Origin of the sequence: Rhizobium sp. AP16, assembly GCF_000281735.1 — a bacterium.
Lineage (GTDB): Bacteria > Pseudomonadota > Alphaproteobacteria > Rhizobiales > Rhizobiaceae > Rhizobium > Rhizobium rhizogenes.
In genome coordinates this window covers 96797-121838 of the sequence record NZ_AJVM01000006.1, presented here as the reverse complement: position 1 = coordinate 121838, position 25042 = coordinate 96797, and the positions used below count along the sequence as shown (strand labels likewise).

Sequence of the window (25042 nt, the reverse complement as noted above, 5' to 3'; positions counted from 1 at the left end):
GAGAAAACACTATGATTCCGCTGAAAGAGCAAATTCGGGCCTTTGTCGTCGAGAGCTTTCTGTTTGGAGACACGACAAGGACGATCGCCGACGACGCGTCGTTGATCGAGAACGACATCATCGATTCCACCGGCATTCTCGAGCTGGTCACTTTCGTCGAAGATAGCTTCGGCATCACCGTCGGCGATGCGGAAATCCTACCAGCCAACTTCGACTCGATTTCCAAGGTCGCAGCTTTCATCGCCAGCAAGAGATCGGCAACCGGTCCAATTGCAGCGGTAGCCTGAAAACACGGATGGGAGGAGACAATGCGCGTTGAGAATTTCCTGCGATACAGCGCCAGACGATGGGGAGACAAGTTGGCTCTTGTGACAAGGGACATGAGCCTGAGTTTCACCGATCTTGACGCGCTTTCGGATCATCTGGCGGCGGACCTGCAAATCAGGGGCCTGCGGCCGGGTGATCGCACGATGATCTTCATGGATAACTGCTGGGAGGCGGTTGTTTCGATCTTTGCCGTTCTGAAAGCTGGGGGTGTCTTCAGTCCGGTCAATCCTTCGACCAAGGCGGACAAGCTGGCATTTATGCTCCGCAATTGCCGCGCGCGCGCGGTGATTACGCAGGCAAGACTGGCCGGCGTTCTCGAACAGGCTCTAGCGGAAGAAACCAATGTGGAGGTGGCGATCATATCAGGAGATCCTGGATCGCTTCTGCCCGGCGCCTCGCGCTTCTCTGACAGTATTGCCGGATTGGCACGACCGGTTGGGCATGTCGGGATCGACATGGATCTGGCGATGCTGATCTACACCTCTGGTTCAACGGGACGGCCAAAGGGCGTGATGATGACGCATCGAAATATCGAGGCGGCAGCGACATCGATCACCGCCTATCTGAGAAATACCGCCGACGATGTGATCCTGAATGTTCTGCCGATCGCCTTCGACTATGGGCTTTATCAGATCCTGATGGCGATCAAGGTCGGCGCAACTATCGTTCTGGAGAAATCCTTCGCCTTCCCTCAAGCCATTTTCGATATCATGCGTCGGGAGAAGGTCACGGGATTCCCACTGGTTCCAACCATGGCCGCGTTGATTCTCAACATGCGGGATATGGTTCCCGGTTCTCTGCCGGCTCTTCGCTATATCACCAACACTGCTGCTGCGCTTCCGCCCGAGCACATCGAGCGTCTGCGGGCGCTGTTTCCGGATGTGATGATATTTTCGATGTACGGTTTGACCGAATGCAAGCGCTGCACCTGGCTGCCGCCGTCGCAACTTGATGTCCGTCCTGGTTCGGTCGGCATCGCCATACCGAATACACAGGCCTATGTGGTGGACAATCAGGGCCGAAAGGTTGCGCACGGTGTCGTAGGAGAACTCGTCATTCGTGGTCCGCACGTCATGCAGGGCTATTGGGAGAATGAGGAGGCAACCGCGAAGGTGTTGCGACGGGGGCCAAATCCGTGGGAGCGCGTCCTCTACACTGGCGACCTGTTTCGAGCCGATGCCGATGGTTTCCTCTATTTCGTCGGCCGCAAGGACGACATCATCAAGACACGCGGCGAGAAAGTAGCGCCAAAGGAAGTCGAGGCTGCCATTCACGCCTGTCCGGGTGTGGCGGAAGTCGTCGTCTTCGGCAGGCGGGATCCGATTCTGGGGCAGGCGATTCATGCCGTCGTCGTTGCCTACGATCCCTCTCTCAACGAGCAGATGGTCATTCGTCACTGCCAGAGAAATCTTGAGGATTTCATGGTGCCGCGTTCCGTCTCTTTCCGCACGGAGTTGCCCAAGACCGACACTGGAAAGGTGAGCCGCAGGCTCGCCGCAGAAGAATTCGAGCATTCAATGGAGCTGGCAGAATGAACCCAAGTCCTCTCTCCATCCATAGCGCGCTGTCCTCGGACGCTTTGCGCATAGACGCCGCGGCCGAGGTCGATCGTATCGCGCAGGCGATGCGCGATCAGGTACGCAACAAGATGCGTCGCCGAGGGCTTGTCATAGGTCTGTCCGGAGGCGTGGATTCCAGCGTCTGCGCAGCTCTTGCCGCCTATGCGCTCGGCGCACAAAACGTCTTTGCTATTTTCATGCCGGAAAACGATTCCGACCCGGAAAGTCTTTCGCTTGGGCAAGAGGTCGCCAGGGCCTTTTCACTGGAAGGAGCGATCGAGGATATCGGTTCTGCTCTTGCGGCGATGGGCTGTTACGAGCGACGCGACGACTTTATCCGGCAAGTCGAACCAGCTTATGGTTCGGGTTGGTCTTGCAAGGTGGTGATCTCCAGTCCGCTAGCCGGCGAAGGATATGCCCTCTCGACGCTCGTGCTTCAGGCACCGGATGGGTCGCAGACGCGGCACCGCATGCCGGCTTCCGTCTATCTCGGTATTGTTGCCGCCACCAATATGAAGCAGCGAACCCGCAAGCAGATGGAATACTACCACGCGGATCGCCTGAACTATGCAGTCTTGGGAACGCCGAACCGGCTCGAATACGATCAGGGCTTCTTCGTGAAGAATGGTGACGGAGCAGCCGACCTGAAGCCGATCGCGCATCTGTATAAGTCGCAGGTCTATCAGATCGCCGAATATCTTGGCGTGCCGGAAGAAGTCCGCCGCAGACCCCCGACAACCGATACATGGTCGCTCACTCAAACCCAGGAGGAGTTTTACTTCGCATTGCCCTACGATCGCATGGATCTATGCCTCCATGCTCTGAACGAGGGGCTCGGGGTGGAGGAGACAGCTAAAGCTACGCAGTTGACGACCGATCAAGTAGAGCGAGTGTGGCTGGATATTCATTCCAAGAGAAAGGCTACGCGGCCGTTGCATCTGGCGCCGCTGCTGGTGCAGCCCGTATTTTAAGGTGGGTGACGGGGGGAAGTCATGAATGACGAAAACAGGACAAGAGACGACATCAGGGGCCGTCGTCTTGAAAAGCTGAGATTCTGGCGCAGAGCGTGTGCGGAGGAAAGCGAAACGCTCAAACTCTACAATGCCGAGATGGAGGGCAATCCGCTTATCTTCCTGCATGGTGATTTCGAGATGGGCGGATTTTATGTTCGCCGTCTAGCTGCCGAGTGCGGCTATCCCATTGCGGCCCTTGCGTCGCATGGACTTGCGGATCCGGGATTGCGCCCAAGCATCGAATGGATGGCAAAGGAGCGTCTGAAAGACATTCTCGCCTTCCGTCCCGCCGGGCCCTACAGGCTTGGCGGCTATTGCAACGGCGCACTGGTCGCCTACGAATGCGCCAGATTGCTCAAGGAGCAAGGCCGCGAGGTCGAGCTCATCTTGATGATCGAGCCGCCATCGTTGAATACGTGGCCTTTCTACAGGCGTTTGCACGGGGCCACCGCCGCGACCCTTGCCACGGTGGAAAGGCGCTCGCTGGCGGTGCAGAAATCGTTCGGCCACCTGATGAACGCGTTCTGGAATATCGGCCGAACCGTCCGTCTGCCGCCCGGCGATATCGTGCGGCTCGCGCGCAATCTCGCGACACACCACTTGAAGCATGCTGCCAAGACCGAAAATTTGGTGGGAGCCGAGGAGCGTCGTATCCGAGAGACGAACGCGGCGCTGCGCAGTGTTTATCTGGCTGCAACCGCATCTTATCTGCCACTACCGACGACAACTCCGATCGTGGTTCTTTCGACGGGACTCGATCACGGTGGGCGGCGCTGCGGGCTCTATGACGGAACCCAGTGGTCGCGCCTGGCCAGCAGTTTTCTCCATATCCAGCTGTCGGGCCATCATTTGACATGTCTGTCGGAGCATGCCAGCGAATTGGCTGCAAATCTGGCTAGGGTTCTGCAGGGTCCATTGTGTGTTTCGTCACGGATACCGGCGTACAATGATAGGCTGAAGCTCGCAGTCGCTCACCGGACGTAACGGTGATCAGGGATATTGCGGCAATATTGGCACCGCGTCAGCGCCGCCATCTCCTGCTTGACGACGAATTGGCGTTCTCATTCTCTGGTAAGAGCACGGCAGACACTTTCGGCAAATTCCACCGCCGATTCGGCAATCATCAGCAAGCGATGTGAGGGAATGCCCTCGGCGCCAACGGGTGTCGTAACTGTTGGAATGCCGGCTGCGATCGTCTCGATCACCTTGATCTTGACACCGGATCCAAGCCGCAAGGGAACGACGGCAATCTCCGCCTGGGCAAACAGTTCCATGGGAGATTCGATAAACCCTGTCACATGGATCGATGGCCCTGACAGGGCCAGTACCTCCTCCGACGGATGCGCCCCAATGATCCAAAGATGGGCTTCCGGATTGCGCTGGTGAATTTGCGGCAGGATATCGCGCGCCATCCAGACGACGGCATCGATGTTTTCCTGCCGTGACATGTTTCCGAAGAAGATCATGCGTCCGGGCACGATCGTGGCCGCGGTACGCATTTGAGGGTCCAGCGCCACCGTGGTCGTTGGCGGTACACATTTTACCGGCGTCGATGGATGTGCATCGCGGATAAGTGCTGCATCGTCCTCGGAGAGAGTTTCAATCCCTGCGGCGCTGGACCACACACCACGCTCCCATGCCCGGGTCTTCGCTGCTTCCATCCAGTAGAAGAATTTCTTCAGTCCGCCGGCATTGTCGGCCTGTCGTCCATAAAGTTTTGACACCACATCATGCTGCCGAACGATGAATCGCGCCAACTGGCGGCGCGACAGCACGGCCGAGCCCTGAGAGAAATCGCTGTAAAAGTCCGTATAGGCTGGATCGGAAAGGCGCCGGGCGACTTCACGTCTTGCTGCAAGCCGACGAACCGACACGAACATCGGCAGATGCGGCATCAGCAGACCGGCTGCGATCCGCATACCCCTGGTGATGTGCATCGGGATCTTGTCGCCAACGTTGGCGGGCCAAGGGGGCAATGCGCGGCCGGCGTCAAGTTCTTCCAGCTCATTGATAAAATATAAAACATCGATCCTGGCGAAGGACTTGGAAAATTCCTCGATTTTCGCAAAGGCAATCTTTTGTCCCGAGGAGCTCGAATTAGGATGTGGCGCAAAGCCGCAAATATAAAGGAGTCGTCGCTCTTTCATAATAATACTTTCGCCCTGCAACCGTTTCTATAAATAACGATTTCGGTCGTTGCGCAATGCTCTGGTGAAAATCTTGCGAATACGAGCGGAAAAACCCTCTATGTCTCCGAAGATTTCCCGATATCACTCATATCTATTCGTAAAATCGATATTTTACACTGTTGGTAAAGAACCATAGAGGGATTTTCCCCTCACCGATCAAACTATCAAGTTGGTCCCACCGTTGTTCGCAACAAGATTGACTATCTGGAGCCCTGAGATATGAGCGGATCGCGCTCGTCGGCGGGCGTTCACATCTGAGTATTGATTGATTTATGAGAGAACTGCTTGCGGGGGCACAGCCACACCCGATTCCTGCGATTGGCCGAGCGCCAGATACCGAAGTCGGCAGCATAAGTAGTCTTTAGCGCTCTTGGCGGGATTTGAACCACCGACTGATCGTGATCCGTGAGGCGATTGAAGGAATTGCGAGGGGAGAGTACCCGGGCTCCAAACATTTGCGGACCAGATTTTCAAGATGACCTTGTTAACCACGCACCTTAATTGCGCCTACACGATCGGCGGGTAGATTGAGGATGCAGCGCATTGCGGACATGATGTCTCCTGCAGTCACGCCGACATGATCCCTCCAATTTATATCTCGCTCGGACTTTTCATGTCGCTCAACCGCGCAACTGGGCAGGCGCGTGCCCAGACGTTTTCCGTGTTCGTCGTGACCACCTGTTTCCTTTTGATCGCGCTCGTGCTGACAGGCCTTGTAGCACACGTCGTTACGACGATGACGCACTCGGCAAATGAAATGGACGATGCCCGGGCCGGCCGTGCTGCACAAGCCGGGGTCACTGCATTGATCTCGCGTCTCAGTGGAACCACAACGGACAACGCCGTATGGGACGATGCCTACAATGCGATCGGTTCCGCGGCTGCCGCAGACTGGGCCTATACGAACTGGGGCAAGACCAGCGCGAATTATCCTCTTTATGATGGCGCGATCGTGATCGGTCCGGACGGAGCCACTATCTCCGCCTATGCGAAGGGCAAACCCTTCCAGCCTCGTGATCTTTTCGGAGAAGCGTTCGATCGTCAAATCGAGGCCGCCGCCGATCCAAGGCAAGAACCCATCATAAATTTTATGAAGACGGAAAGCGGCATAGCCCTTGTGGCGTCTCAGGCGATTCAGCCTTTCACGGCAGGAGCAGCCCTCTCGAAGCTCAGTGTATTGAGCTACTATAAAGAACTGACGTCTGACGTTCTCGATACATTGTCAGATGAGCACGAACTTGAGGGATTGCATCTTGCACCTGCGCCTACGCAAGGTCTCCTCAGTACGCCCGTCAAAGATATGAACGGCGCCACGATTGCATATCTCGTCTGGCCCAGCGTCGCACCCGGCACCGCAGTGCTGCACAACGTCTATCCCTATATAGTGGCAGCCGTCGTCATCCTTCTTCTTTTCTTGGGGGGCGTCCTTTTTGCCGGCGCGTCCGAGGCACGACGCCTGCGCGCGCTTGCGGAGGCTGCCCGTTTCGAAGCCAGCCACGATAGTCTGAGTGGCTTGCTCAACCGGCATGGGCTTCTGGACGCTCTCGATCACCCGGGCAATTCCGACAATAGGTCGATGTCGCTCTACCTGATCGATCTCGACGGCTTCAAAGCAGTCAACGATGCGTGGGGACATGCTGTCGGCGATGACCTGATCCGCATCATCGCCAAAGCGTTGCCGACCTGCCATCACGAAATCATTGCTGCGGCAAGGCTCGGCGGCGACGAGTTCGCGCTGGTGCAGATTGGGTCCGCCACACGCGAAGAAGTGGAAAAAGCAATTCTCGGGCTATTTATAGAACCCTTCAAACTCGACGGGCGGACAATCGAGGCCGGAGCCAGCATCGGATCCGCAGTCGGTGCCTCAAGCATCGCACCGCTGGAGCTTCTGCGCAGGGCCGACATGGCCTTGTATCGCGCCAAGGAGGACGGAAAGGGCCATGCCGTCGAATATGACGCTGAGCTTGACCGGGATCGCCAGCGGATTGCCGAACTGGAGAGCGAATTGAGAAGTGCCATCAACAACGGCACGATCGAACCGGCGTTTCAGCCCCTGGTTTCTGCGTCGACAGGTGTGATCACCGGCCTTGAAGCCTTGGCGCGCTGGCCTAGCCCGGCAGGCAATATCAGCCCCGAGGTTTTCATACCGCTTGCCGAAAAGTCTGGCCTGATCGACGCTCTCGGGATCCACATGCTGCGGCGATCGATTGCTCACGCAAAGAACTGGAACGGCTTGACACTGTCGGTCAACGTGTCGCCAATTCAATTGTGCAATCCGGACTTTGGCGCGCAGGTGATCGCTGTTCTGAAGGATTTCGCTTTCGATCCCGCTCGCCTTACTTTGGAGATAACCGAAGGCGTCCTCATCACCAATCCCGATCAGGCTCGCCGCTCGATCGATCAACTCAAGAGTATTGGTATAAAGTTCGCGCTCGATGACTTCGGATGCGGTTATGCAAGCATCGGCGCGCTGCGGCAGTTCGGGTTCGACCGTATGAAGATCGATCGTTCACTTGTATCCGGGGTCAAGGAAGCAGGAAATGGAGCCGATGTTCTGCGTGCAACGATCTCCCTGGCTACGGCCTTGGGGATCCCCGTAACCGCCGAGGGTATTGAAACCGCTGAACAAGCAGAGGTATTGCGCAATGCCGGGTGCGATCAGCTGCAAGGATACATGGTCGGCAGACCGGTATCGGCGGATGAAATTTCGCGAAAATTGTTCCAGGTGGATTCACGATCGGAACGTGCGCGAGCGTAGGAATCCGCGGATAATTTCAACCTGCGGCAATGTTCATGTCGCCTTGTGAAAGGCATTGACAGAAGGCGACGCTACCAAACCAAGATCTTCGGGAAAGACCCGCCGCCGAATCTCTCGTCGGCACAGGGGTTGATCTGCTCGGGAGTTGATCGGCTGACTCTGCTGTGGTTCAGTCGCATGCGTCTTGGCCAGGAGAACGTAGCGATGAGGAAAGCGACAGCAGTCACGGAGAACAGTGATCCGAAGGAAGGCGAGGGCGGCACTCCCTCTCAGCTGATCGATGCGAGGATAGAGGAGCTGGGCGATTGGCAGGGCGATACGCTCGCGCGGGTCCGCGCTCTCATCAAGCAGGCCGACCCCGAAGTGGTCGAGGAGTGGAAGTGGAGAGGTGTTCCGGTGTGGTCGCACGACGGAATCATCTGCACCGGTGAAACCTACAAGAACGTGGTGAAGATGACTTTTGCCAAGGGCGCTTCGTTGGAGGATCCTTCAGGTCTCTTCAACGCCAGCCTCGAAGGCAATACCCGGCGTGCCATCGATTTCCAGGAGGGCGCCAAGATTGATGAACGGGCGTTGAAGGCGCTCATTCGCGCCGCCGTGGCGCTGAATACGTCGGTGCTAGCTGCTGCTCGCGTCCGTTCCCGAAAGACTCCGAAGAGTGCCTGACGAGCGTCGTGAGATGACGGCAATCCGTCACTCTCTATGCCCGGTGGCGATATAGCGGGCAGCTTCAGACCATGGGGATGTGCGGTCGAAAGCCGAGGGCAGACGCGGATGCTCTACGACCGCCCCGTCAGCTTTATCCCCTGCTATAGCCTTTGCCTTCGTCACGGTGACACACTATACCGCTTACCTAAATAAGGCGCGGGTGCATGCCGTCGTCATTCGCGAACGAGATTTTTCCACCAGAAGGAAAAGCGATGGATAGCGTTGAGGGCGGCGAGCGTTCCGCTAAGTCGGGTCTATTTTCCGATCTGCGATGGGTGCCGTGGGTTCTTGCCGCCTATTTCCTCGTGCAGGCCATCGTTCGCATCGCATTGCCGAACTCGTTGCGTGTCGACGAGGCGCAGCAATTCGTCGTCGCGCAATGGCTCGACTGGGGCTATGACGCGCAGCCGCCTCTCTACAACTGGATTCAGCAAGGCGTGTTCGCTGTTTTCGGCACCACATTGGCGTCGCTGGTGGTTTTGAAGAACGTACTGCTCTTCCTTGTGTACTACACCTACCATCGGGTGGCCCGATTGCTGCTTTCCGACAAGGGGCTGGCGGCGATCGCCACCCTGTCGCTGCTGACGATGCCGCAGATGTTCTGGCAGGCACAGCGGGACCTGACCCATACGGTGGGAACACTGCTGGCAATCTGCCTGTTTCTCCACAGTGTCGTCTCGACGCTGCGAAAGCCCAGCTTCATATCCTATGCCTCGATGGGGGTGTGGGTCGGCGTGGGGATGCTGACGAAATACAATTTTATCCTGATCGTCCTTGCGACCTTTGTCGCCGTCCTCAGGCATCCCGATGGGCTGAAGAGAGTTCTCGACAAACGGCTGCTGCTGACGATCCTGCTGGCGATCCTCGTCTTCCTGCCCCACGGCCTCTGGATGACCTCGCACATGAGCGCGGTCATCGATCAGACCACGCGGACCATGTCCGAACAGGGAGAGGGCGGCAAGCTTTCCGACATTGGAAACGGGCTCAAGGAGCTGTTCGGGACCGGTATCGTCATTATCTTGCCGACCGCCGTCATCTTCCTCATTTTTTTCCGCAAGGCGTTCCTGCGGAGTTTTCGTGCAAGAGGTGAATGGTCGGATTTCGTGGGCACGATACTCGTCGCGACGCTCTCCATATTACTGTTGATGATCCTCGTGGTTACGCTGACGGAATTCCGGGATCGCTGGCTGCTGCCGTTCCTTTTCCTGACGCCGCTTTATTTCTGCCTGAAGCTCGAGGCATCAGGGGTCGGATCCGCCGAGGTATTCCGGAAATTTCTTTATGTGCCGCTCACGATGATGGTGGTGCTGCCGCTCGTCATCGCGGGAAGCGTGCTCCTCCCGAAATTCTTCGGCTCTTATGAGCATCTGAACACGCCCTACACCCCGTTTCTCGAGCAGGTCGTGGCGGCCGAGGGACGAAAGCCGGCGGCGGTGGTGACAACGACGTGGCAGAAAGCCGGCAATGTCCGCATCAACATGCCGGATACGCCCGTCATCTCGATCGCCTATCCGCTGTTCGACATCGATCATGCCAGCATAGGCCATCAGCCTCTGCTGCTGGTCTGGAACGAGCGGGATGGCAAGCCGTCGACCATGCCCGTCTCGTTGACGGCGTGGCTGAAAGAGAAATACGGAGAGGCACTGTCCAATCCGGAACAGCACGACATGGCCGTGCCTTACTATTATGGCCGCGAACCTGACCGCTATCATTTCGGCTATGCCTGGGTCTATCCAAACGGGAAATAGCGGCCGGCGGTGACATTCCGGCCACTCCGTCGAGACGAAAGTGGCCGGGAACGCGGAGTTCTCCGCGTCAGGCGATCAGCTTCTCGCCGTTCAGGTGGCGCTCCAGGAAGGGCAGGCTGTCCTGTCCCCAATAGAGTTCGCCGTCATAGCGGAAGGTCGGAAAGCCGAAGACGCCGGCGGCTTTTGCTATGTTATAGTTCGAGCGCCAGAGTTCCTGCACGTCGCCTTGCTGCGCCCGTGCCTCAAGTGCCGCTCCGTCGAAGCCTGCGGTGTCGGCAATCGCCTTGCGCACGTCAGCATTGCCGATGTCCTCGGCGCGTGACCAGAAGGCTTCCTGCAGGGCCTTCGTCAGCCCGATCCAGTCCTTGCCGTCAAGCTGTGCGGCAATCACCGTCAGGCCCGCGGGCGTCGGATCGGAAAGGCCGGTCCTATTGTCCAGATCGAGGCTCTTGCCGCGCAGTGCTGCCCAACGCTTCAGGTCCTTGAACCAATAGGCACGCCGTGGCTCCGGCCGGTTGCGCGAAAAGATAGCGCCGTTTTCTTCGACCAGAGGGATGATATAGGGCCGGATGTCGGCGCCGAAGCGCGCGGCAAGCGCGGTGAAGGGTTCAAGCCCGATAAAGGCCCAGGGGGACCCGATGCCGAAGAAATAGTCGATCGTCTTTGTCATTTTCCATTCCTGCTTTGAAGTCCACGGGACACGACTGCCCCGTCAAAAACCGTCAACGCGCAATCCCTGGCAACCAGCACCGCATTCGGATCGCGATCGACGGCAACCGTGGCAAGCGCTCCTTCATAAAGAAGCGCAAGATGCGCAGCCGGTTGTTCCGATATCGCACCGGCGCGCAGCATGATCGATTTGAAAATCGCGCGCACGGCGCTCTTGTGTTCGCGGGCGACGAAAACCACGCGCTCGGAATCGCCGTGTTCGGCGACCGCCAGCGCAAAGGCGCACCCCCGGAATTCCGGGCTGTCGGCCTTTTCGAACAGCCTGTCGAAGATGGTGGCCAGCTGGTCCCTGGGCTCTCCGATTGTTCTTGTCACCTCGTCGAGCGAGCTCATCACGCGGTCGTGGCGCTGGCTCAGATAGGCGGCAACCAGATGATCCTTGGAGGGAAAGTGACGATAGAGGGTCGCCTTGGCGATGCTGGCCTCTTCGACGATCCTGTCGATGCCGACAGCGCGGATTCCCTCCTTGTAGAAGAGGGCCCCGGCAACATTCACGATCTGCTCGGATATGGACGTTGTCATGATGCTATGGTCGTTCAGCCGGTTTTGAGAATGGATCGGGAGACAAGCGTAGGAGAAAGCTCCGGCGGGCGTTGCGTCTTTGCGCCTTGTTCAAGTGCGGCGCGTCCGAGGATCGAAATGGCCGTATCCTCCTGCGGGGCGTGCACGAGGACGGACTGGATATCGCGGAAGTGTCGCTCAATGCCCACATCCGCGCTGAGGCCGGGATTGCCGAGTGCGCCGACGGCAAGCTGCACGGCCTGGCGAATTTGCCGGCCGGCCAGAAGACGGGCACGGATCAGCCTTTCCGGGCTGTCGAGGCCGTAATCCAGGGCGTCGAAGATGATCTGTCTTGCACCGGAGACCAGAAGGTCGATCTCTCCGGCAAGCGTGACGAAGCGTTCCGTGCGGGCAATCGGATAGCCGAGATTGGACGGCACGCGCTCATGGGCGAAGCGGACGAAGGCTTCCTGGGCCGCCTCTGCCGCGCCGAGGTAAATGGCGGTGAGCGCCAGGGTCATGCTGGCATGGGCGCGATTGTCCTGCGTGCCTGCGGCAATATCCGTCAGATCAAGCACATCCTCGCGTGGGATCTCGACATTGGTGAACTCCACATCATGCGAACCGCTGGCGCGCATGCCGAGGCTCCGCCAGTTCTCGATGACGTTAATTCCCGGCAAGCCGGAGGGGACCACGAAGGTGCCCACGCGCTGCGGCTCCTCGTCGGTGCGAGCCCAGACGAGAAAATGCGTCAGTCCGAGAGCGCCGGTGACGAAGCGTTTCTTGCCGGTGATGGACCAGCCATGCGGCGTGCGCCGCGCCAGCGTATCCGGCAGGCCGCCGCGCGCTGGCGATCCGAGATCGGGCTCCACACGTGCCGCATTGAGCAGGATCGGGCGCTCCTTCGCCTCATTAAGCAGACGGCGATAGAGGCCTTCCGGCCATCGGTTGCGGCTGGCCTCGCCGAGATGCGTGAAGATCGTCATCGCGCTGATCAACGCCACCGAAGGATCTCCGCGCCCCAGTGCTGCGAGAATCCGGCCGGTCTCGGCAAGAGAGGCGCCGGTGCCCCCGAAGCGCGTCCCGACTGTGCTTTCGAGGAGGCCGCTCTTGTGCACTGCCTGGATACCCACCCAGGGAAAGGCGCCCGTCGTGTCCGCGGCAGGTGCCGCGTCGGCCAGGGTGCGGGTAAGATCCGTCAAATCGATCGTGCTATGGGACACTCTGATGAGCCCTTTCCGATTGAAGAAATGCGCGATGCTTCATGCGTGCTTGCTTACCGCACGTTGAATTTGGTCTTGATGCTGGTGGTGACGAACGAAGCTGCCGCCATTCAGGGCGACAGGCTTAATCCTCTGATGTCGCCGTCCTCAGGCAACATTTCGCTGCTGCGCGGCTCGCCCGTCTATTCCGGACCTGACCAGTGGGAGGATATAGCGGCCATAGTCGATGGCATCGTTGAGGTTATCGTAGCCGCGGATCGAGATCAGATCGGCGCCAAGGTCGATATAGTCAAGGATCGAGTCGGCGATGGTCTGCGGGGATCCCACGAGCGCCGTTGAGGCACCCCGCGCATTCGTTGCCGTCACGGTCGGGTACCAGAGCGCCCGGTCATGTACCTCGCCGCGTGCCGCGATATCGAGCAGGCGCTGCGAGCCGACATTTTGCGGCGGCGGTGCCGATGCCGGGGCCTTGCCGAGACCCTTGGCGCGGTTTTCTTGTAGAGATTCCAGCACGCGATGCGCCTTGGCCCAGGCCAGTTCATCGGTTTCGGCGACGATCGGCCGGAACGTCACCCAGATGCGCGGGCGATCGGTGCGCCCTGCGCGCTTGGCCTCGGCGTTGATGCGGTCGATCTGCTCCTTGGTCTCGGCCAGAGGCTCGCCCCAAAGGCCGAAAATGTCCGCGAGAGCGCCGCCGATCCGGTAGGCTTCATCGGACGAGCCGCCGACCGAAACCGGGATCTTGCCGTTTACCGGGCGGACCTGGTTGCTGAACTGCTTGAACTGGTAGTAGCGCCCGTCGAAGTCGAAGGGCTCCGGCGATTCCCAGGCGCGCCTGAGGATGCGGATATATTCCTCGAGTCGCTCGTAGCGCTGCTCCTTGGTCAGGAAATCGCCTTCGCGCGCCTGCTCGACATCGCTGCCGCCGGCGATGAAGTGGACGACGACCCGGCCTTCGCTCAGCTGATCGAGCGTGGCCAGCGCCTTTGCCGCCACCGTCGGATAGAGTGTGTTCGGGCGCAGCGCGATGATGATCTTGATGTTCTTCGTATGGGCCGCGATGGTCGCGCCGATCGTGAACGGATCGAATGAGGAGGAGTCGTAAGGGACCAAGGTATAATTGAAGCCGTAGTCGTCAAGTGAGCGCGCATATCGCACCAGAAAGCGCGGATCTATTGCAGGCTGCGGCAGCGGATTTATTTCGGTGGAGGGGTTGGTGAACGTAACGCTTATGAATTCAGCAGACATACTTCTTCCTCGCCTGTCTCATCAATCGATCATGCTCGAAGCTTAGTCCGCGGTGATGCCGACTAGAAAGACCAGTCTTTCTGTTGTCTAGTAATTTTATAGAAATTATTTTCACATGATGCGGCGCCTGGAAATGACCTCATTGCGCATGGAATATCGGAAGGAGATGCTCGCCTTGGGCGAGCAATATCTTGCTCGACATAGATCGAAGCTGGCAATTTTTTGCCGGAAGCGCCGGTCGCCAGGATAAGAGGCAATGTCGGATCGATTTGATGCCATCTTCCCGTCTAAGGCGAAAACAAACCTGATTTCAGGATGTTAATATCCATGTAAGGTGCAAGGAGGCCATTTCTTGTTGTCGTGCAACCATCGCGGGGACAACTGGCACGCCCCTTGCTCCCAATTTACTAATCCGACTGTCGGATTGGTGTTTTTGGGAGGAAAACATGAGACATTTGAAGCGCCGGCTGCTGCTGGCCGCCGTTGCCCTTATGGTAGCAACATCCGCGATCGCCGCCGACAAGGTGCGGCTCGGCAATCTTAAATTCGCCCATTACGGCGCGATCTCCTACATGAAGGAGCTGGCTCCGAAATACGATCTGGAAATCGAGGAGCGGTTCTTCGCCAAGGGTATCGACATCCTGCCCGCCATCGTGGCCGGTGAGGTGGATGTTGCCGCAAGTGCTGTCGACGCCGCGATTGCCGGCCGCGCCAAGGGTGTGCCGATCTATGCCGTCGCCGGCTTTGCCAAGGGCGGTGCGCGCATCGTGGCGGGAACAAAATCCGGGATCACCTCGATCGCCGAGTTCAAGGGCAAGAAGGTTGGTGTTGCCCGCGGCGGCGCCCAGGAACTGGTGCTGCTTGCCGAACTCGACAAGGTCGGCCTTACCTGGTCGGAAAAGCCCGGCAAGGATGTCCAGATCCTCTATATGGCCTATGCCGACCTCAATCAGGCGCTGATGGCCGGTGATATCGACGCGATGAGCCAGTCGGAGCCGCAGGCAAGCCAAGCCATCAACAAGGCCTTCGGCATCGAGATCCTCAAGCCCTACGACACGCCGATGGGAATGCCCGTTCGCTCACTGGTCTTCTCGGAAGAGTTCTACAAGAAGAGTGACGTTGCCGAGCGCACCATGAAGCTCTTTGTTGAAGCAACCAAGACCTTCATCGACAAGCCGGACCTGGCGGAGAAATATGTCATCAACGACATGTTCAAGGGCCAGATCACGCCTGAGGACTTCAAGGACGCCATCGGGAACTCGCCCTACAGCTACGAGATCACGCCCGAACACGTCCAGATCACCACCGACCTGATGGTGAAGTACGGCGTCGGCAAGCTCGTCAATCCGCCGAGGGCGACCGATTGGGTGAAGACGGACCTTCTGGAGGACGCCCTGAAATGATCAAGCGGCTGTTGCAAAACCTCGCCGTTCCGGTCGTCTTGCTGACCATATGGCAACTGATGTCGATCTTCGGCCTGGTCAGGCCGGAGATACTGCCGTCTCCTGTAGCGATCATGGAGCGGCTGTGGCTCTATCTCATGCCCGAGGAAACCTTCCAGGAGGCCGGCAGCCTCGGTGCCTGGATCATGTCGAGCGAGCTTCTGGGCGATCTGCTGGCGAGCCTGCAGCGCGTCGTTCTGGGCTTTGCCGTCGGGGCGGGGCTTGCGCTTCCCCTCGGATTGCTGATGGGCACGGATAAGACGATCGAGCGATATCTGAACCCGGTCATCCAGTTCCTGCGGCCGATCCCGCCGATCGCCTATATTCCGCTGGCGATCCTCTGGTTCGGTCTCGGCAATCCGCCAGCGATCTTCCTGATTGCCATCGGAGCCTTCTTCCCGGTGCTGATCAACACGATCAGTGGCGTTCGCAACGTCGACAGCATCTATGTCCGCGCCGCCACCAATCTTGGCGCCGACAGGCTTACCCTGTTCCGGCGCGTCATCCTGCCGGCCGCCACGCCCTATATCCTCACCGGTATGCGGATCGGTATCGGCACGGCCTTCATCGTCGTCATCGTCGCTGAAATGATCGCGGTGAACAGCGGCCTTGGATACCGGATTCTCGAGGCCCGGGAGTATATGTGGTCGGACAAGGTGATTGCCGGGATGATCGCGATCGGGCTGCTCGGCCTTGCCATCGATATTGGCGTCAACCGGCTGAACAGCCACCTGTTGCGCTGGCATCGCGGGATCGAGTCCTAGCCGGAGCTATGAGCCTGACAGTCTTTAATCTGCCGGTCCGCCTGCCCCGATGGATGGGACGCGGACCGGCCCGATGGCATTGATCCGTCAATGTCCGCAATGGGAGGAATTTTATGTCGATCATTCCTGTAAACCTTGCTCCGCAGGCAGTGGCTGCCTCTGCGCCTCAGATTTTTGCGCGCGGCGTGAACAAGATATTCGGCAAGGAGCCAGCCGCCGTCACCGCGCTGAAGGACATTGATCTTGAGATCAATGCCGGCGAATTCGTCTGCCTTCTCGGCCCTTCCGGTTGTGGCAAGTCCACCCTGCTCAACGCCATCGCTGGCTTCTCCCTGCCGACTGCCGGGACGTTGGAAGTCTCCGGCAAAGCCGTCACGGCCCCCGGTCCCGATCGTGGCATGGTGTTTCAGGAATATGCGCTGTTTCCCTGGATGACGGTCGAGCGCAATATCGCCTTCGGACTGGAAATACGCGGGCTGGCGAAGCAACAGATCGCCGAGACCGTTACGCAGCTTCTGGACCTCTTGGGGCTGAAGGAATTCCGCCAGCGCTTCCCCAAGGATCTCTCCGGCGGCATGCGCCAGCGCGTGGCGATTGCCCGCGTTCTGGCGCTCGATCCGCCGATCATGCTGATGGATGAGCCGTTCGGCGCCCTCGATGCGCTGACACGGCGCTCGCTGCAGGATGAACTTCTGCGCATCTGGCAGGCGGTCGGCAAGACCATCGTTTTTGTCACACATTCCATTGAGGAAGCCATCTATCTCGGTTCGCGCGTCGTCATCCTCACCTATCGGCCGGGCACGATCAAAAGGGATATCCGTATCGAATTGCCCTATCCGAGGGACACCAATTCCGTCGAATTCAACGAGATCAAGCGGGAACTGGCGCAGATAGTCCACGCAGAGCAGGACCGTTTTGCATCGGACGAGCGCCAGGGTCTTACCCTGGACTGACGGATCGAAATGTCGCGCGATCAAGGGCGTACACGGATACTACTTTGCCGCGCGGCCGATCCTGCTATGATCAGGAGATCGGGGTACAGTTTGGGGGAGCATCATTGCGATGGAAATACCTGATACTCGCATTTGTGTTCGCGCTACTCGGTGTCGGCATACCGGGGCTTGTTCAGGACGCGACGCGGAAATATGGGCTGCGTGAGGCGGCGGCGCAGTCGCATGAGCGGCTCAGACTTATCTCGGCCACGCTTTCGGCCCGCATTGAGCGGTTTCGCTACCTGCCTGATGTCGTGGCACGCTCCAGCGAAATCGAGGATCTGTTCCGCGCCGGAATGGCCGAGGCCAAGCGGCCGGACATCAATCGCTTCCTGGCCCGCCTGTCGAACGCATCCGGCGCAGTGGCGCTCTACGTCACCGATACGAAGGGATTGACGATCGCCGCCAGCAACTATGATACGCCCGACAGTTTCGTTGGCCATGATTACAGCTACCGGCCGTATTTTCGCGATGCGATGGCCAATGGCAACGGTAGTTACTACGCTATCGGCACGACCACAGGGCAACCTGGCTATTTCCTCTCCGTCCCGATCAAGGTCGACGACAAGGTCGTCGGCGTCTCCATCGTCAAGATCGATCTCCTGCCCGTCGAGAAGCAGTGGCGGGATGCATCCGAGCATGTTGCCATGGCGGACAGCGAAGGCATCATCTTCCTGTCGTCGCAGCCTGATTGGCGATACACGGCCACATCACCGATTTCGCCCACGGCCCTGGCGCAGCTAAAGCAGGAACGCCGCTATGGCGACGCGGCACTCACGCCAAAGATCAGGGTTCAGCAATCATCGGGTTTCGATCTGGCGACGGTTGAAAACGACGACACATCGGAACAGCGCCTGCAGGTTACCGCACCATTCGGCGAAAAGGGCTGGACGCTGATCTATTTCGCGGATCTCACCGACATCAGGCGCCAGGAGGATATCGTCGCCATTGCCACGGCGCTTGCGGGCCTGCTGGTTCTGGCCGGCATTACCATCGCCGTGCAAAGGCGACGCGGCCGGCAGGCGGCAAGGCGCGCCTTCGAGCAACTTGAACACCGCGTTGCCGAGCGCACCCAGCAATTGAAGCTGAGCCATGACCGGCTGGAGCTGGAGATTGCTGAGCGCAAAGAGGCCGAGCGGCAGCTGAGCGTCACGCGCAGCAATCTTTCCCAAGCCGAAAAGCTTGCATTGATGGGTCAGGCCTTTGCCGGACTTGCACATGAAATCAATCAGCCGCTGGCGGCGCTGTCGACCTACATCGCCTCGACCCGTTTGCTGCTTAAACGCCGGCAATATGCGCCCATCGGGGAAAACATCGATACGATGAACGAGGTCATCGGCCGCATCTCCGATCTTACCGGTCAATTGAAACGCCTGGCGCGCCGAAGCGACGACGACTTCGCGGATGTCGACCTCGGAGCCATCATACGGCGAAATTTGAAACTGCTGAAGTTCCGCTTTTCCGATCTCGGCATCGAGGTTTCGCAGGAGATCGGCTCCGGGCTCAAGGTCCAGGGGAGCGCCGCGCAGCTTGAGCAGGTCATCCTCAACCTGCTCAGCAATGCGATCGATGCTGTCAGAGGCCGGAAAGAGCCCTGCATCCATGTCAGCGGTGCTGCGGAAGGAGCGTGCTGCGTAATTGCCGTCGACGATAATGGTCCAGGGATTGCAGCCGATACGGGTACGCAATTGTTCGAGCCGTTCTATACGACCAAATTACCCGGCGAGGGCCTCGGTCTTGGCCTGGCGACGGCCCATCGCATCGCGAGCGATCACGGCGGCACATTGTCTTTCGATCAGTCGCCGCTTGGCGGGGCCAGATTCATCTTGCGCCTCAGGCAGAACGGCAAGAGCGCATCGCGCCGGGAAGGGGAGGTAGCATGACGGATGCATTGCCGGGCGTATTGCTGATCGAGGATGATGCCGCGCTGCGGCGCTCGCTCGCCCAATGGCTGTCACTCAACGAACTCTCGGTGATAGAGGCCGCTGACGGCAATGAAGCGCTCAAGGTTCTTCGCTCCGATACGATCGATGTTGTGATTTCGGACGTGCGAATGCCTGGTATCTCCGGCCTTGAACTGCTTGCCGTCATCAGAAAAGCCTGGCCGGAGCTGCCGGTGATCATCCTGAGCGGTCATGGCGACGTTCCCATGGCGGTTGCCGCCATTCAGGCAGGGGCGTTCAATTTTCTGACGAAGCCCTACGTGCCGGAGCAGTTGATCGGCACGCTTCAGAATGCGCTCGAACAGACCCGGTTGCGCCAGCGCGTCGTCTCCCTGGAACAAAACAACGCAACCCAGGCTAGGCTCGATCGACAATTGCTGGGTACCGATCAGGCGACCACCCGCCTGAAATCCACCATCGAGCAGCTTGCTCCCTATCACGTCGACGTGCTGATCAAGGGAGAAACCGGTTCGGGCAAGGAGGTCGTGGCCCGGCTGCTGCATGAGTGCAGCCCGCGCCAGGCCAGCCCCTTTGTCGCGATCAATTGCGCCGCCCTGCCGCTCGACATTGTCGAAAGCGAGTTGTTTGGTCACGAGACCGGGGCATTTACCGGCGCTTCGGGCATCCGCATCGGCAAGTTCGAATTCGCGAAAGGCGGTACGATCTTCCTGGATGAGATCGAAAGCATGCCGCTTTCCATACAGGCGAAACTCCTGCGCGCCCTCCAGGAGCGCACGGTCACCCGCCTGGGCTCGAACCGGGACATACCAATCGACATACGGATCCTGTCCGCGACCAAGGAGGATCTTCGCGATCTCGCCTCGCGGGGCCTTTTTCGCGAGGATCTCTATTATCGGCTGGCGGCGGCGGATATCGCAATTCCTCCCTTACGGGATCGCGGTCACGATGCGCTGCTGCTGTTTGAGCACTTCATGTTGTCTATGGCGGAACGCCTCGAGCGGAAGGCGTTGCCTTTGACGGATGAGGAGACGCGCTTCCTTCTTGCCTATGCGTGGCCCGGCAATGTGCGGGAGCTCAAGCACCTGGCCGAGCGCCGCGCGCTGGGGCTGGATTGGCGCCCTGACACGGATCAGAAGGATGGTCTGACGGTTGAGAATTCCTCCCTGGCCGATCTTGTCGATCAGTTCGAGCTCAACCTCATCGAACAGGCTTTGAGGAATGCCGACGGCAGGACCAGCCTCGCCGCGGAACGGCTGCAGCTTCCCCACAGAACGCTGAATGAGAAGTTGAAAAGACTGAGCACGAAGAACAGAAGCGACCGAGCGTGATGGTCATGGCGTCCGTCGCCGTGCGTTCAGGCTGGCCCGGTACTCTCTCGGATCTTCATTTGCGGGTGCACCTCGATCGAGTGTGGTGCATCGCTCGTTCCGTCGATGACAGCCAGCAATTGGCGGGCTGCGAGTATGCCGATCTCCTGATTGTCGACCTTCATCGTCGTCAGCCGCGGGGACAGGCGTGACGAGATCGTCAGGTCGTCGAAACCGGTGATCGAGAAATCCGTGGGCGCGTTCAGTCCCATTTCGGCGGCTGCGGTCAGCGCGCCAAGCGCGATGTTGTCGTTTCCGCATATGATGGCCGTCGGTCGCGATCGTGCCGATTGCTTCATGAGGCGGGCGAAGCTCGACGCACCGAAATCCATCGTCGATGGTCCGATCATGAGATTATCGTCGTCCATCGTGACACCGGCTGCCGTAAGCGCGCTGCGCACGCCGTCCAATCTTGCCTTCACACGGTCGTTCTCCGTTTCCGGCTGGAATATCCCGGCAAACCGTTGGTGTCCGAGCGACAGGAGATGGTCGACAATTTGTTGGAACGCCGCTCCATTGTCGAAACCGATGCATGGATGCGGCGATGAGGGTCGGTAGGAATAGGTCAGGATATAGGGAACTTTTCGCTGCTGGAGCGCCGCGAACAATTCAGGGGGATGGTTCTCGCCGACAATTGCCAGCGCCTCGACGCCGCGCGCAAGCATGGCCTGGACTTGTTTTAGTCCCTCGTCCGGATCGTAGTTGGAGCAGCCAAGGAAAAGCGTAAAACCGCGTTCGGCGAAAACGCTCTGCATGCCGCTGATCTGGTGGGCGAAAATCTCATTGTCCAGGGTCGGGATGATGGCGCCGGCGATGTGCGTCCGGCTGGATGCCAGCGCCCGTCCGGCGGCATTCGGGATCCAGTTCAGTGCCCGGGCAGCCTCCAGCACGCGTTCCCGCACGCTCTGAGATACTTTTTCCGGCTCGTTGAAGGCGCGTGAAACCGTTGCCGTCGAAACGCCCGCCCTTTGGGCCACTTCCTCAAGCTTCACACGGCCGCTGCTGCCGCGCGCGCGGCGCGCACCCAATTTCTGCGAGCTTTCAATTGGTTCGTTCATCTGTGCCCCTTCGCCATCTCTCTTATGGCTGCGGAAATTCTCGATGAAAAGTCATTTCGCATGCTTGACATGCAAACATGCTTTCTGCATGTAAGCGCTTACATTTGTGGGCGTGGAAGAGCCCGCGATAAAACAGCAGGCCTTGAACCGGGCCGGTGGGATGGAGAATCGATTGAGAAAAACTGACAAAACGACCGGCCCAACCCGAGGGCAAAAGACCGATCCGGCAGTCCTCGCCCGTGCGGTGTCGCGCGCAAAATGGCGTATCCTGCCGTTCCTGATCCTAATGTACATGCTGGCCTATCTCGACCGCGTGAACATCGGTTTCGCCAAGCAGTCCTATCAGGCGACGACCGGGGTGACGGAAGCCGCTTTTGCCTTCGGCGCCGGCGTGTTCTTCCTGACCTATGCCCTGTTCGAGCTGCCCAGCAACCTGATGCTGCACCGGGTCGGCGCCCGCAAATGGCTGGCCCGCATCATGGTCACCTGGGGCCTGATCTCCGCCTTGATGATGTTTGCGTATGACGACACGACCTTCTCGCTGATCCGGGTGGTGCTCGGCGCTGCGGAAGCCGGCCTTTTCCCCGGTGCGATCATGTATCTGACGCTGTGGTTCCCGCGCGAGGCGCGCGGCAAGATCCTGGCGATCTTCTACTTCGGCTCGCCATTGGCGTTGATCTTCGGCGGCCCGATCTCCGGAATGTTTCTCGATCTCGATGGATTGTTCGGCCTGCACGGTTGGCAATTGATGTTCCTGATTGAAGGCGGCATTACCGTTCTGGTCGGAATCTGGGCTTATTTCTATCTGAGCGACAACCCGCAGGAAGCCAAGTGGATGCCGGCGGACGAGCGGCAGGCGCTGGCCGCGACGCTTGCCGCCGAACAGGCCGAGAAGGCGCGAACAGGCGAAGTGAAGTTCGGCAAGGCGATCCGCAATCCGAGGCTCTTCTATTTTGCCGCGATCTATTTCCTTATCCAGATCACCGGTCTGGGCGTGGCCTTCTACCTGCCGACGCAGGTCGCAGCCTTGCTTGGCGTCAAGGTCGGCCTGCTCGTCGGCTTCGTCTCCGCCATTCCGTGGATCTGCGCGCTGATCGCAGGCTTCTTCTATCCGGACTGGGCCGTCCGCACTGGTCGCCGCCACATATGCTTCCTGTTTTCGCTGGCCGCCATCGGCCTCGGCCTCATCGCCTCGGCTCACGCAAGCCCGGCGCTGGCGATTGTTGCCCTGTGCTTTGTCACCATGGGCATCATGACGGCGCAGCCGATCTTCTGGACCTTCCCGACGCAATATCTCGGCGGCGCGGCGGCGGCCGGCGGCTTTGCGGTGATCAACTCGCTTGGCGCTCTCGGTGGTTTCGTCGCTCCCAACGTCCGGGCCATGGCCGTCAGTTGGTCCGGCTTCGAACAGTATGGGATATACGCCATCGCTCTGGCGGCATTCCTTGCCTTCATCCTCGTCCTCTTCATCACCAAGGTCGGGGGAAAACAATTGGAAAATACGGTTTCAACCACCGCCGTCCGGACCTGATCCGGCGGCATCCCTCTGATATCGGTAAGATACGACATGACAAAAGCACGAAAGATCCTGGTCAACACCGAGCAGTTCAAGAACGGCGATGCGTTGTTCGAGCCGCTGATTGCCGCCGGCTACAGCGTCGAGGTCAACGAGACCTTCCGCTTGCCGAGCGAAGCCGAACTGATCGAAAAGCTGAAGGACGGCGTCGTCGCCACTATCGCCGGCGGCGAACCCTACACGGCGCGGGTGCTGGAAACCGCGCCGGATCTGAAGATCGTCGCTCGCTGGGGTGTCGGCTATGACAAGGTCGACGTCGCCGCCGCCACCAAGGCTGGCATTCCCGTGGCGATGGCCTTCGGCGCCAATCATGAGAGCGTCGCCGAATATGCTTATGCGCTGGCGCTGGCGCTCGCCTGCCGCATCGGTCCGCGCGACGCGATGGTCAAGAGCGGCAAATGGTTCTTCGACGGCTTCCACCCGGGTCTCTGGGGCCGCACGGCGGGCATCGTCGGTCTCGGCCGCATCGGTGGTGCCATGGCGCGCCGTTGCGTCGCGGGCGGCATGACGGTTCTCGTCTACGATCCCTTCGCCTCCGACGAGCAGCTTTCGACTCTGGGTGCTCAGCGCGCCGAACTGAATGAGGTTTTCTCGAGAGCCGACCTGATTTCGGTTCATGCGCCCTCGACGCCCGAAACGCGCCATCTCGTCAATGCGGAGCGCCTGGCCTTGATCAAGCCGACCGCGATCCTCGTCAATACGTCACGCGGGCCATTGATCGACGAAACCGCCCTGGTTGCGGCCCTCGATGCCGGCCGCATCGGCGGCGTTGGTCTCGACGTCTTCGAAATCGAGCCGCTGCCGGAAGCATCCAGGCTGCGGAGTTTCGACAACGTACTGCTCTCTCCGCATGTTTCCGGCATGGATCGCATGGCCGAACGTCTTGTCACGGAGCGCTGCGTCAGCAATATCCTCGAATATCTCGGCGGCCGCCCGCAGGCGATCGTCCCCTATGTCGTTAATCCGCAAGTACTGGCAGGCTGACACTATGCTCAAGAAGATCGAAGGTATCGTTCCCGTCATGATCACGCCGTTCACCGAGAGCGGCAAGATCGATTATCCCGGTGTTGCACGGCTGGTGGAATGGTACATCGCCAACGGCTCCGATGCGCTCTTTGCCGTCTGCCAGTCCAGCGAGATGCAGTTTCTCAGCCTCGAAGAGCGCGTCGAGCTTGCCGCTTTCGTCAAGACGGCGGCGGCCGGCCGTGTGCCGGTCATCGCCTCCGGCCATGTCAGCGAGAGCCTGGAAGACCAGCTTGCCGAGCTGAGCGCGATCGCCGCCACCGGCGTAGACGGCATGGTGCTCGTCACCAACCGTCTTGATGCCAAGAAGGAGGGCGGCACGAAATTCATCGACGATCTCAATTGGCTCCTCGAGCGCCTGCCGAAGGATTTGACGCTCGGCCTTTACGAGTGCCCGGCGCCCTATCGTCGCCTGTTGACGGACGATGAGCTGTTGTTCTGCGCCCGCAGCGGCCGGTTTGCCATCCTGAAGGACGTGTCCTGCGATCTCGAAACGGTTAAGCGCCGCGTGGCGCTGACCAAGGATACGCCGCTTGCCATCGTCAACGCCAATGCGGCAATCGCCTATGACGCCATGAAGGCGGGATCGCGCGGCTTCACCGGTGTGTTCACCAATTTCCACCCGGATCTCTACAAGTGGATGCTGACGAAAAGCGCCTCCAATCCGGCGCTGGCGGACGAGCTCTCTGTCTATCTCGCTCTCTCCGCCATGGCCGAGCCGATGGGATATCCGAAGCTCGCGAAGCTCTATCATCAGCGTCTCGGCACATTCTCTTGCGCCGATAGCCGCGTGATCAACTTCGATATCCGGGAGCGGTTCTGGGCGCTCGACGCGCTGATGGACAAGATCGTCGAGGGCACAGAGCATTTCCGTCGCCGGATCACAGCCGGCTAAAGGCCTGACCGATCTGAT

General features: G+C 59.3%; 21 protein-coding genes. 15 read left to right on the top strand and 6 right to left on the bottom strand.

Translation table 11 applies throughout. The features are described 5' to 3' along the window. The first annotated feature begins 11 nt into the window (after positions 1–11). The 4 genes from PMI03_RS05150 to PMI03_RS05135 are packed head-to-tail and all read left to right on the top strand — an operon-like array spanning position 12 to position 3883. Positions 12–287, top strand: a complete 276-nt coding sequence (locus PMI03_RS05150; protein WP_007690557.1) for an acyl carrier protein — start codon at positions 12–14, stop codon at positions 285–287. Between the two features lie 21 nt (positions 288–308). Then, positions 309–1862 (top strand): class I adenylate-forming enzyme family protein, encoded by a 1554-nt coding sequence (locus PMI03_RS05145; RefSeq protein ID WP_007690556.1) that lies wholly within the window; start codon positions 309–311, stop codon positions 1860–1862. Beyond that, on the top strand, positions 1859–2857 hold the full coding sequence (nadE, locus tag PMI03_RS05140; protein WP_007690554.1) for an NAD(+) synthase: 999 nt from the start codon (positions 1859–1861) through the stop codon (positions 2855–2857). Before PMI03_RS05145 ends, nadE begins: the two co-directional genes overlap by 4 nt. Positions 2858–2878: 21 nt before the next feature. Beyond that, on the top strand, positions 2879–3883 hold the full coding sequence (locus PMI03_RS05135) for a thioesterase domain-containing protein (RefSeq protein ID WP_007690553.1): 1005 nt from the start codon (positions 2879–2881) through the stop codon (positions 3881–3883). Positions 3884–3960: 77 nt separating this feature from the next. Here the strand turns inward: PMI03_RS05135 and PMI03_RS05130 are convergent, their stop codons facing one another. Beyond that, positions 3961–5067: a glycosyltransferase gene (locus PMI03_RS05130; RefSeq protein WP_234907225.1), complete on the bottom strand. Its 1107-nt coding sequence runs from the start codon at positions 5065–5067 to the stop codon at positions 3961–3963. 634 nt (positions 5068–5701) lie between these two features. On the opposite strand from PMI03_RS05130, the gene PMI03_RS05125 reads away from it, so the two are divergent. The 3 genes from PMI03_RS05125 to PMI03_RS05115 all read left to right on the top strand — a co-directional run bounded on the left by PMI03_RS05125 (position 5702) and on the right by PMI03_RS05115 (position 10302). Further along, positions 5702–7846 carry an EAL domain-containing protein gene (locus tag PMI03_RS05125; protein ID WP_007690551.1) on the top strand — a complete coding sequence of 715 codons (2145 nt, stop codon included), beginning with the start codon at positions 5702–5704 and terminating at the stop codon, positions 7844–7846. A gap of 204 nt (positions 7847–8050) precedes the next feature. Further along, positions 8051–8512, top strand: a complete 462-nt coding sequence (locus PMI03_RS05120) for a DUF1801 domain-containing protein (RefSeq protein ID WP_007690550.1) — start codon at positions 8051–8053, stop codon at positions 8510–8512. Between the two features lie 254 nt (positions 8513–8766). Next, positions 8767–10302: a glycosyltransferase family 39 protein gene (locus PMI03_RS05115; RefSeq protein ID WP_007690549.1), complete on the top strand. Its 1536-nt coding sequence runs from the start codon at positions 8767–8769 to the stop codon at positions 10300–10302. A gap of 67 nt (positions 10303–10369) precedes the next feature. Here PMI03_RS05115 and PMI03_RS05110 read toward each other — a convergent pair whose 3' ends face one another. From PMI03_RS05110 to PMI03_RS05095, 4 genes are all read right to left on the bottom strand, one after another. Continuing rightward, positions 10370–10972 (bottom strand): 2-hydroxychromene-2-carboxylate isomerase, encoded by a 603-nt coding sequence (locus PMI03_RS05110; RefSeq protein WP_007690548.1) that lies wholly within the window; start codon positions 10970–10972, stop codon positions 10370–10372. Beyond that, positions 10969–11553, bottom strand: coding sequence for a TetR/AcrR family transcriptional regulator (locus PMI03_RS05105; RefSeq protein ID WP_007690547.1), 585 nt, complete (start codon positions 11551–11553; stop codon positions 10969–10971). Before PMI03_RS05105 ends, PMI03_RS05110 begins: the two co-directional genes overlap by 4 nt. A gap of 14 nt (positions 11554–11567) precedes the next feature. Continuing rightward, on the bottom strand, positions 11568–12755 hold the full coding sequence (locus PMI03_RS05100) for an acyl-CoA dehydrogenase family protein (protein WP_007690546.1): 1188 nt from the start codon (positions 12753–12755) through the stop codon (positions 11568–11570). A gap of 147 nt (positions 12756–12902) precedes the next feature. Beyond that, positions 12903–14003, bottom strand: coding sequence for an LLM class flavin-dependent oxidoreductase (locus PMI03_RS05095; RefSeq protein WP_007690545.1), 1101 nt, complete (start codon positions 14001–14003; stop codon positions 12903–12905). A 446-nt stretch (positions 14004–14449) separates the two neighbouring features. Here PMI03_RS05095 and PMI03_RS05090 point away from each other — a divergent pair, with 446 nt between their 5' ends. From PMI03_RS05090 to PMI03_RS05070, 5 genes are all read left to right on the top strand, one after another. Then, entirely contained in the window at positions 14450–15406 is a 957-nt protein-coding gene (locus PMI03_RS05090) for an ABC transporter substrate-binding protein (protein ID WP_007690544.1), read from the top strand. Beyond that, on the top strand, positions 15403–16209 hold the full coding sequence (locus PMI03_RS05085; protein ID WP_007690543.1) for an ABC transporter permease: 807 nt from the start codon (positions 15403–15405) through the stop codon (positions 16207–16209). Before PMI03_RS05090 ends, PMI03_RS05085 begins: the two co-directional genes overlap by 4 nt. Before the next feature lie 113 nt (positions 16210–16322). Beyond that, entirely contained in the window at positions 16323–17162 is an 840-nt protein-coding gene (locus PMI03_RS05080; protein ID WP_007690542.1) for an ABC transporter ATP-binding protein, read from the top strand. A gap of 134 nt (positions 17163–17296) precedes the next feature. Continuing rightward, complete coding sequence (locus PMI03_RS05075) at positions 17297–19084, top strand: ATP-binding protein (protein ID WP_309574322.1); 1788 nt, start codon at positions 17297–17299, stop codon at positions 19082–19084. After that, positions 19081–20433, top strand: a complete 1353-nt coding sequence (locus PMI03_RS05070) for a sigma-54 dependent transcriptional regulator (RefSeq protein ID WP_007690540.1) — start codon at positions 19081–19083, stop codon at positions 20431–20433. The genes PMI03_RS05075 and PMI03_RS05070 overlap by 4 nt, the downstream gene beginning before the upstream one ends. 26 nt (positions 20434–20459) lie before the next feature. On the opposite strand, the gene PMI03_RS05065 is transcribed toward PMI03_RS05070, so the two are convergent. Continuing rightward, on the bottom strand, positions 20460–21530 hold the full coding sequence (locus PMI03_RS05065; RefSeq protein WP_007690539.1) for a LacI family DNA-binding transcriptional regulator: 1071 nt from the start codon (positions 21528–21530) through the stop codon (positions 20460–20462). 172 nt (positions 21531–21702) lie between these two features. Between PMI03_RS05065 and PMI03_RS05060 the strand changes: the two genes are divergently transcribed. From PMI03_RS05060 to PMI03_RS05050, 3 genes are read left to right on the top strand one after another with little or no spacing between them, the layout of a single operon-like run. After that, complete coding sequence (locus tag PMI03_RS05060; protein ID WP_007690536.1) at positions 21703–23061, top strand: MFS transporter; 1359 nt, start codon at positions 21703–21705, stop codon at positions 23059–23061. A 36-nt stretch (positions 23062–23097) separates the two neighbouring features. Beyond that, positions 23098–24090: a phosphoglycerate dehydrogenase gene (locus PMI03_RS05055; protein WP_007690533.1), complete on the top strand. Its 993-nt coding sequence runs from the start codon at positions 23098–23100 to the stop codon at positions 24088–24090. Between the two features lie 4 nt (positions 24091–24094). Continuing rightward, complete coding sequence (locus PMI03_RS05050; protein WP_007690532.1) at positions 24095–25024, top strand: dihydrodipicolinate synthase family protein; 930 nt, start codon at positions 24095–24097, stop codon at positions 25022–25024. Positions 25025–25042: the final 18 nt, after the last annotated feature.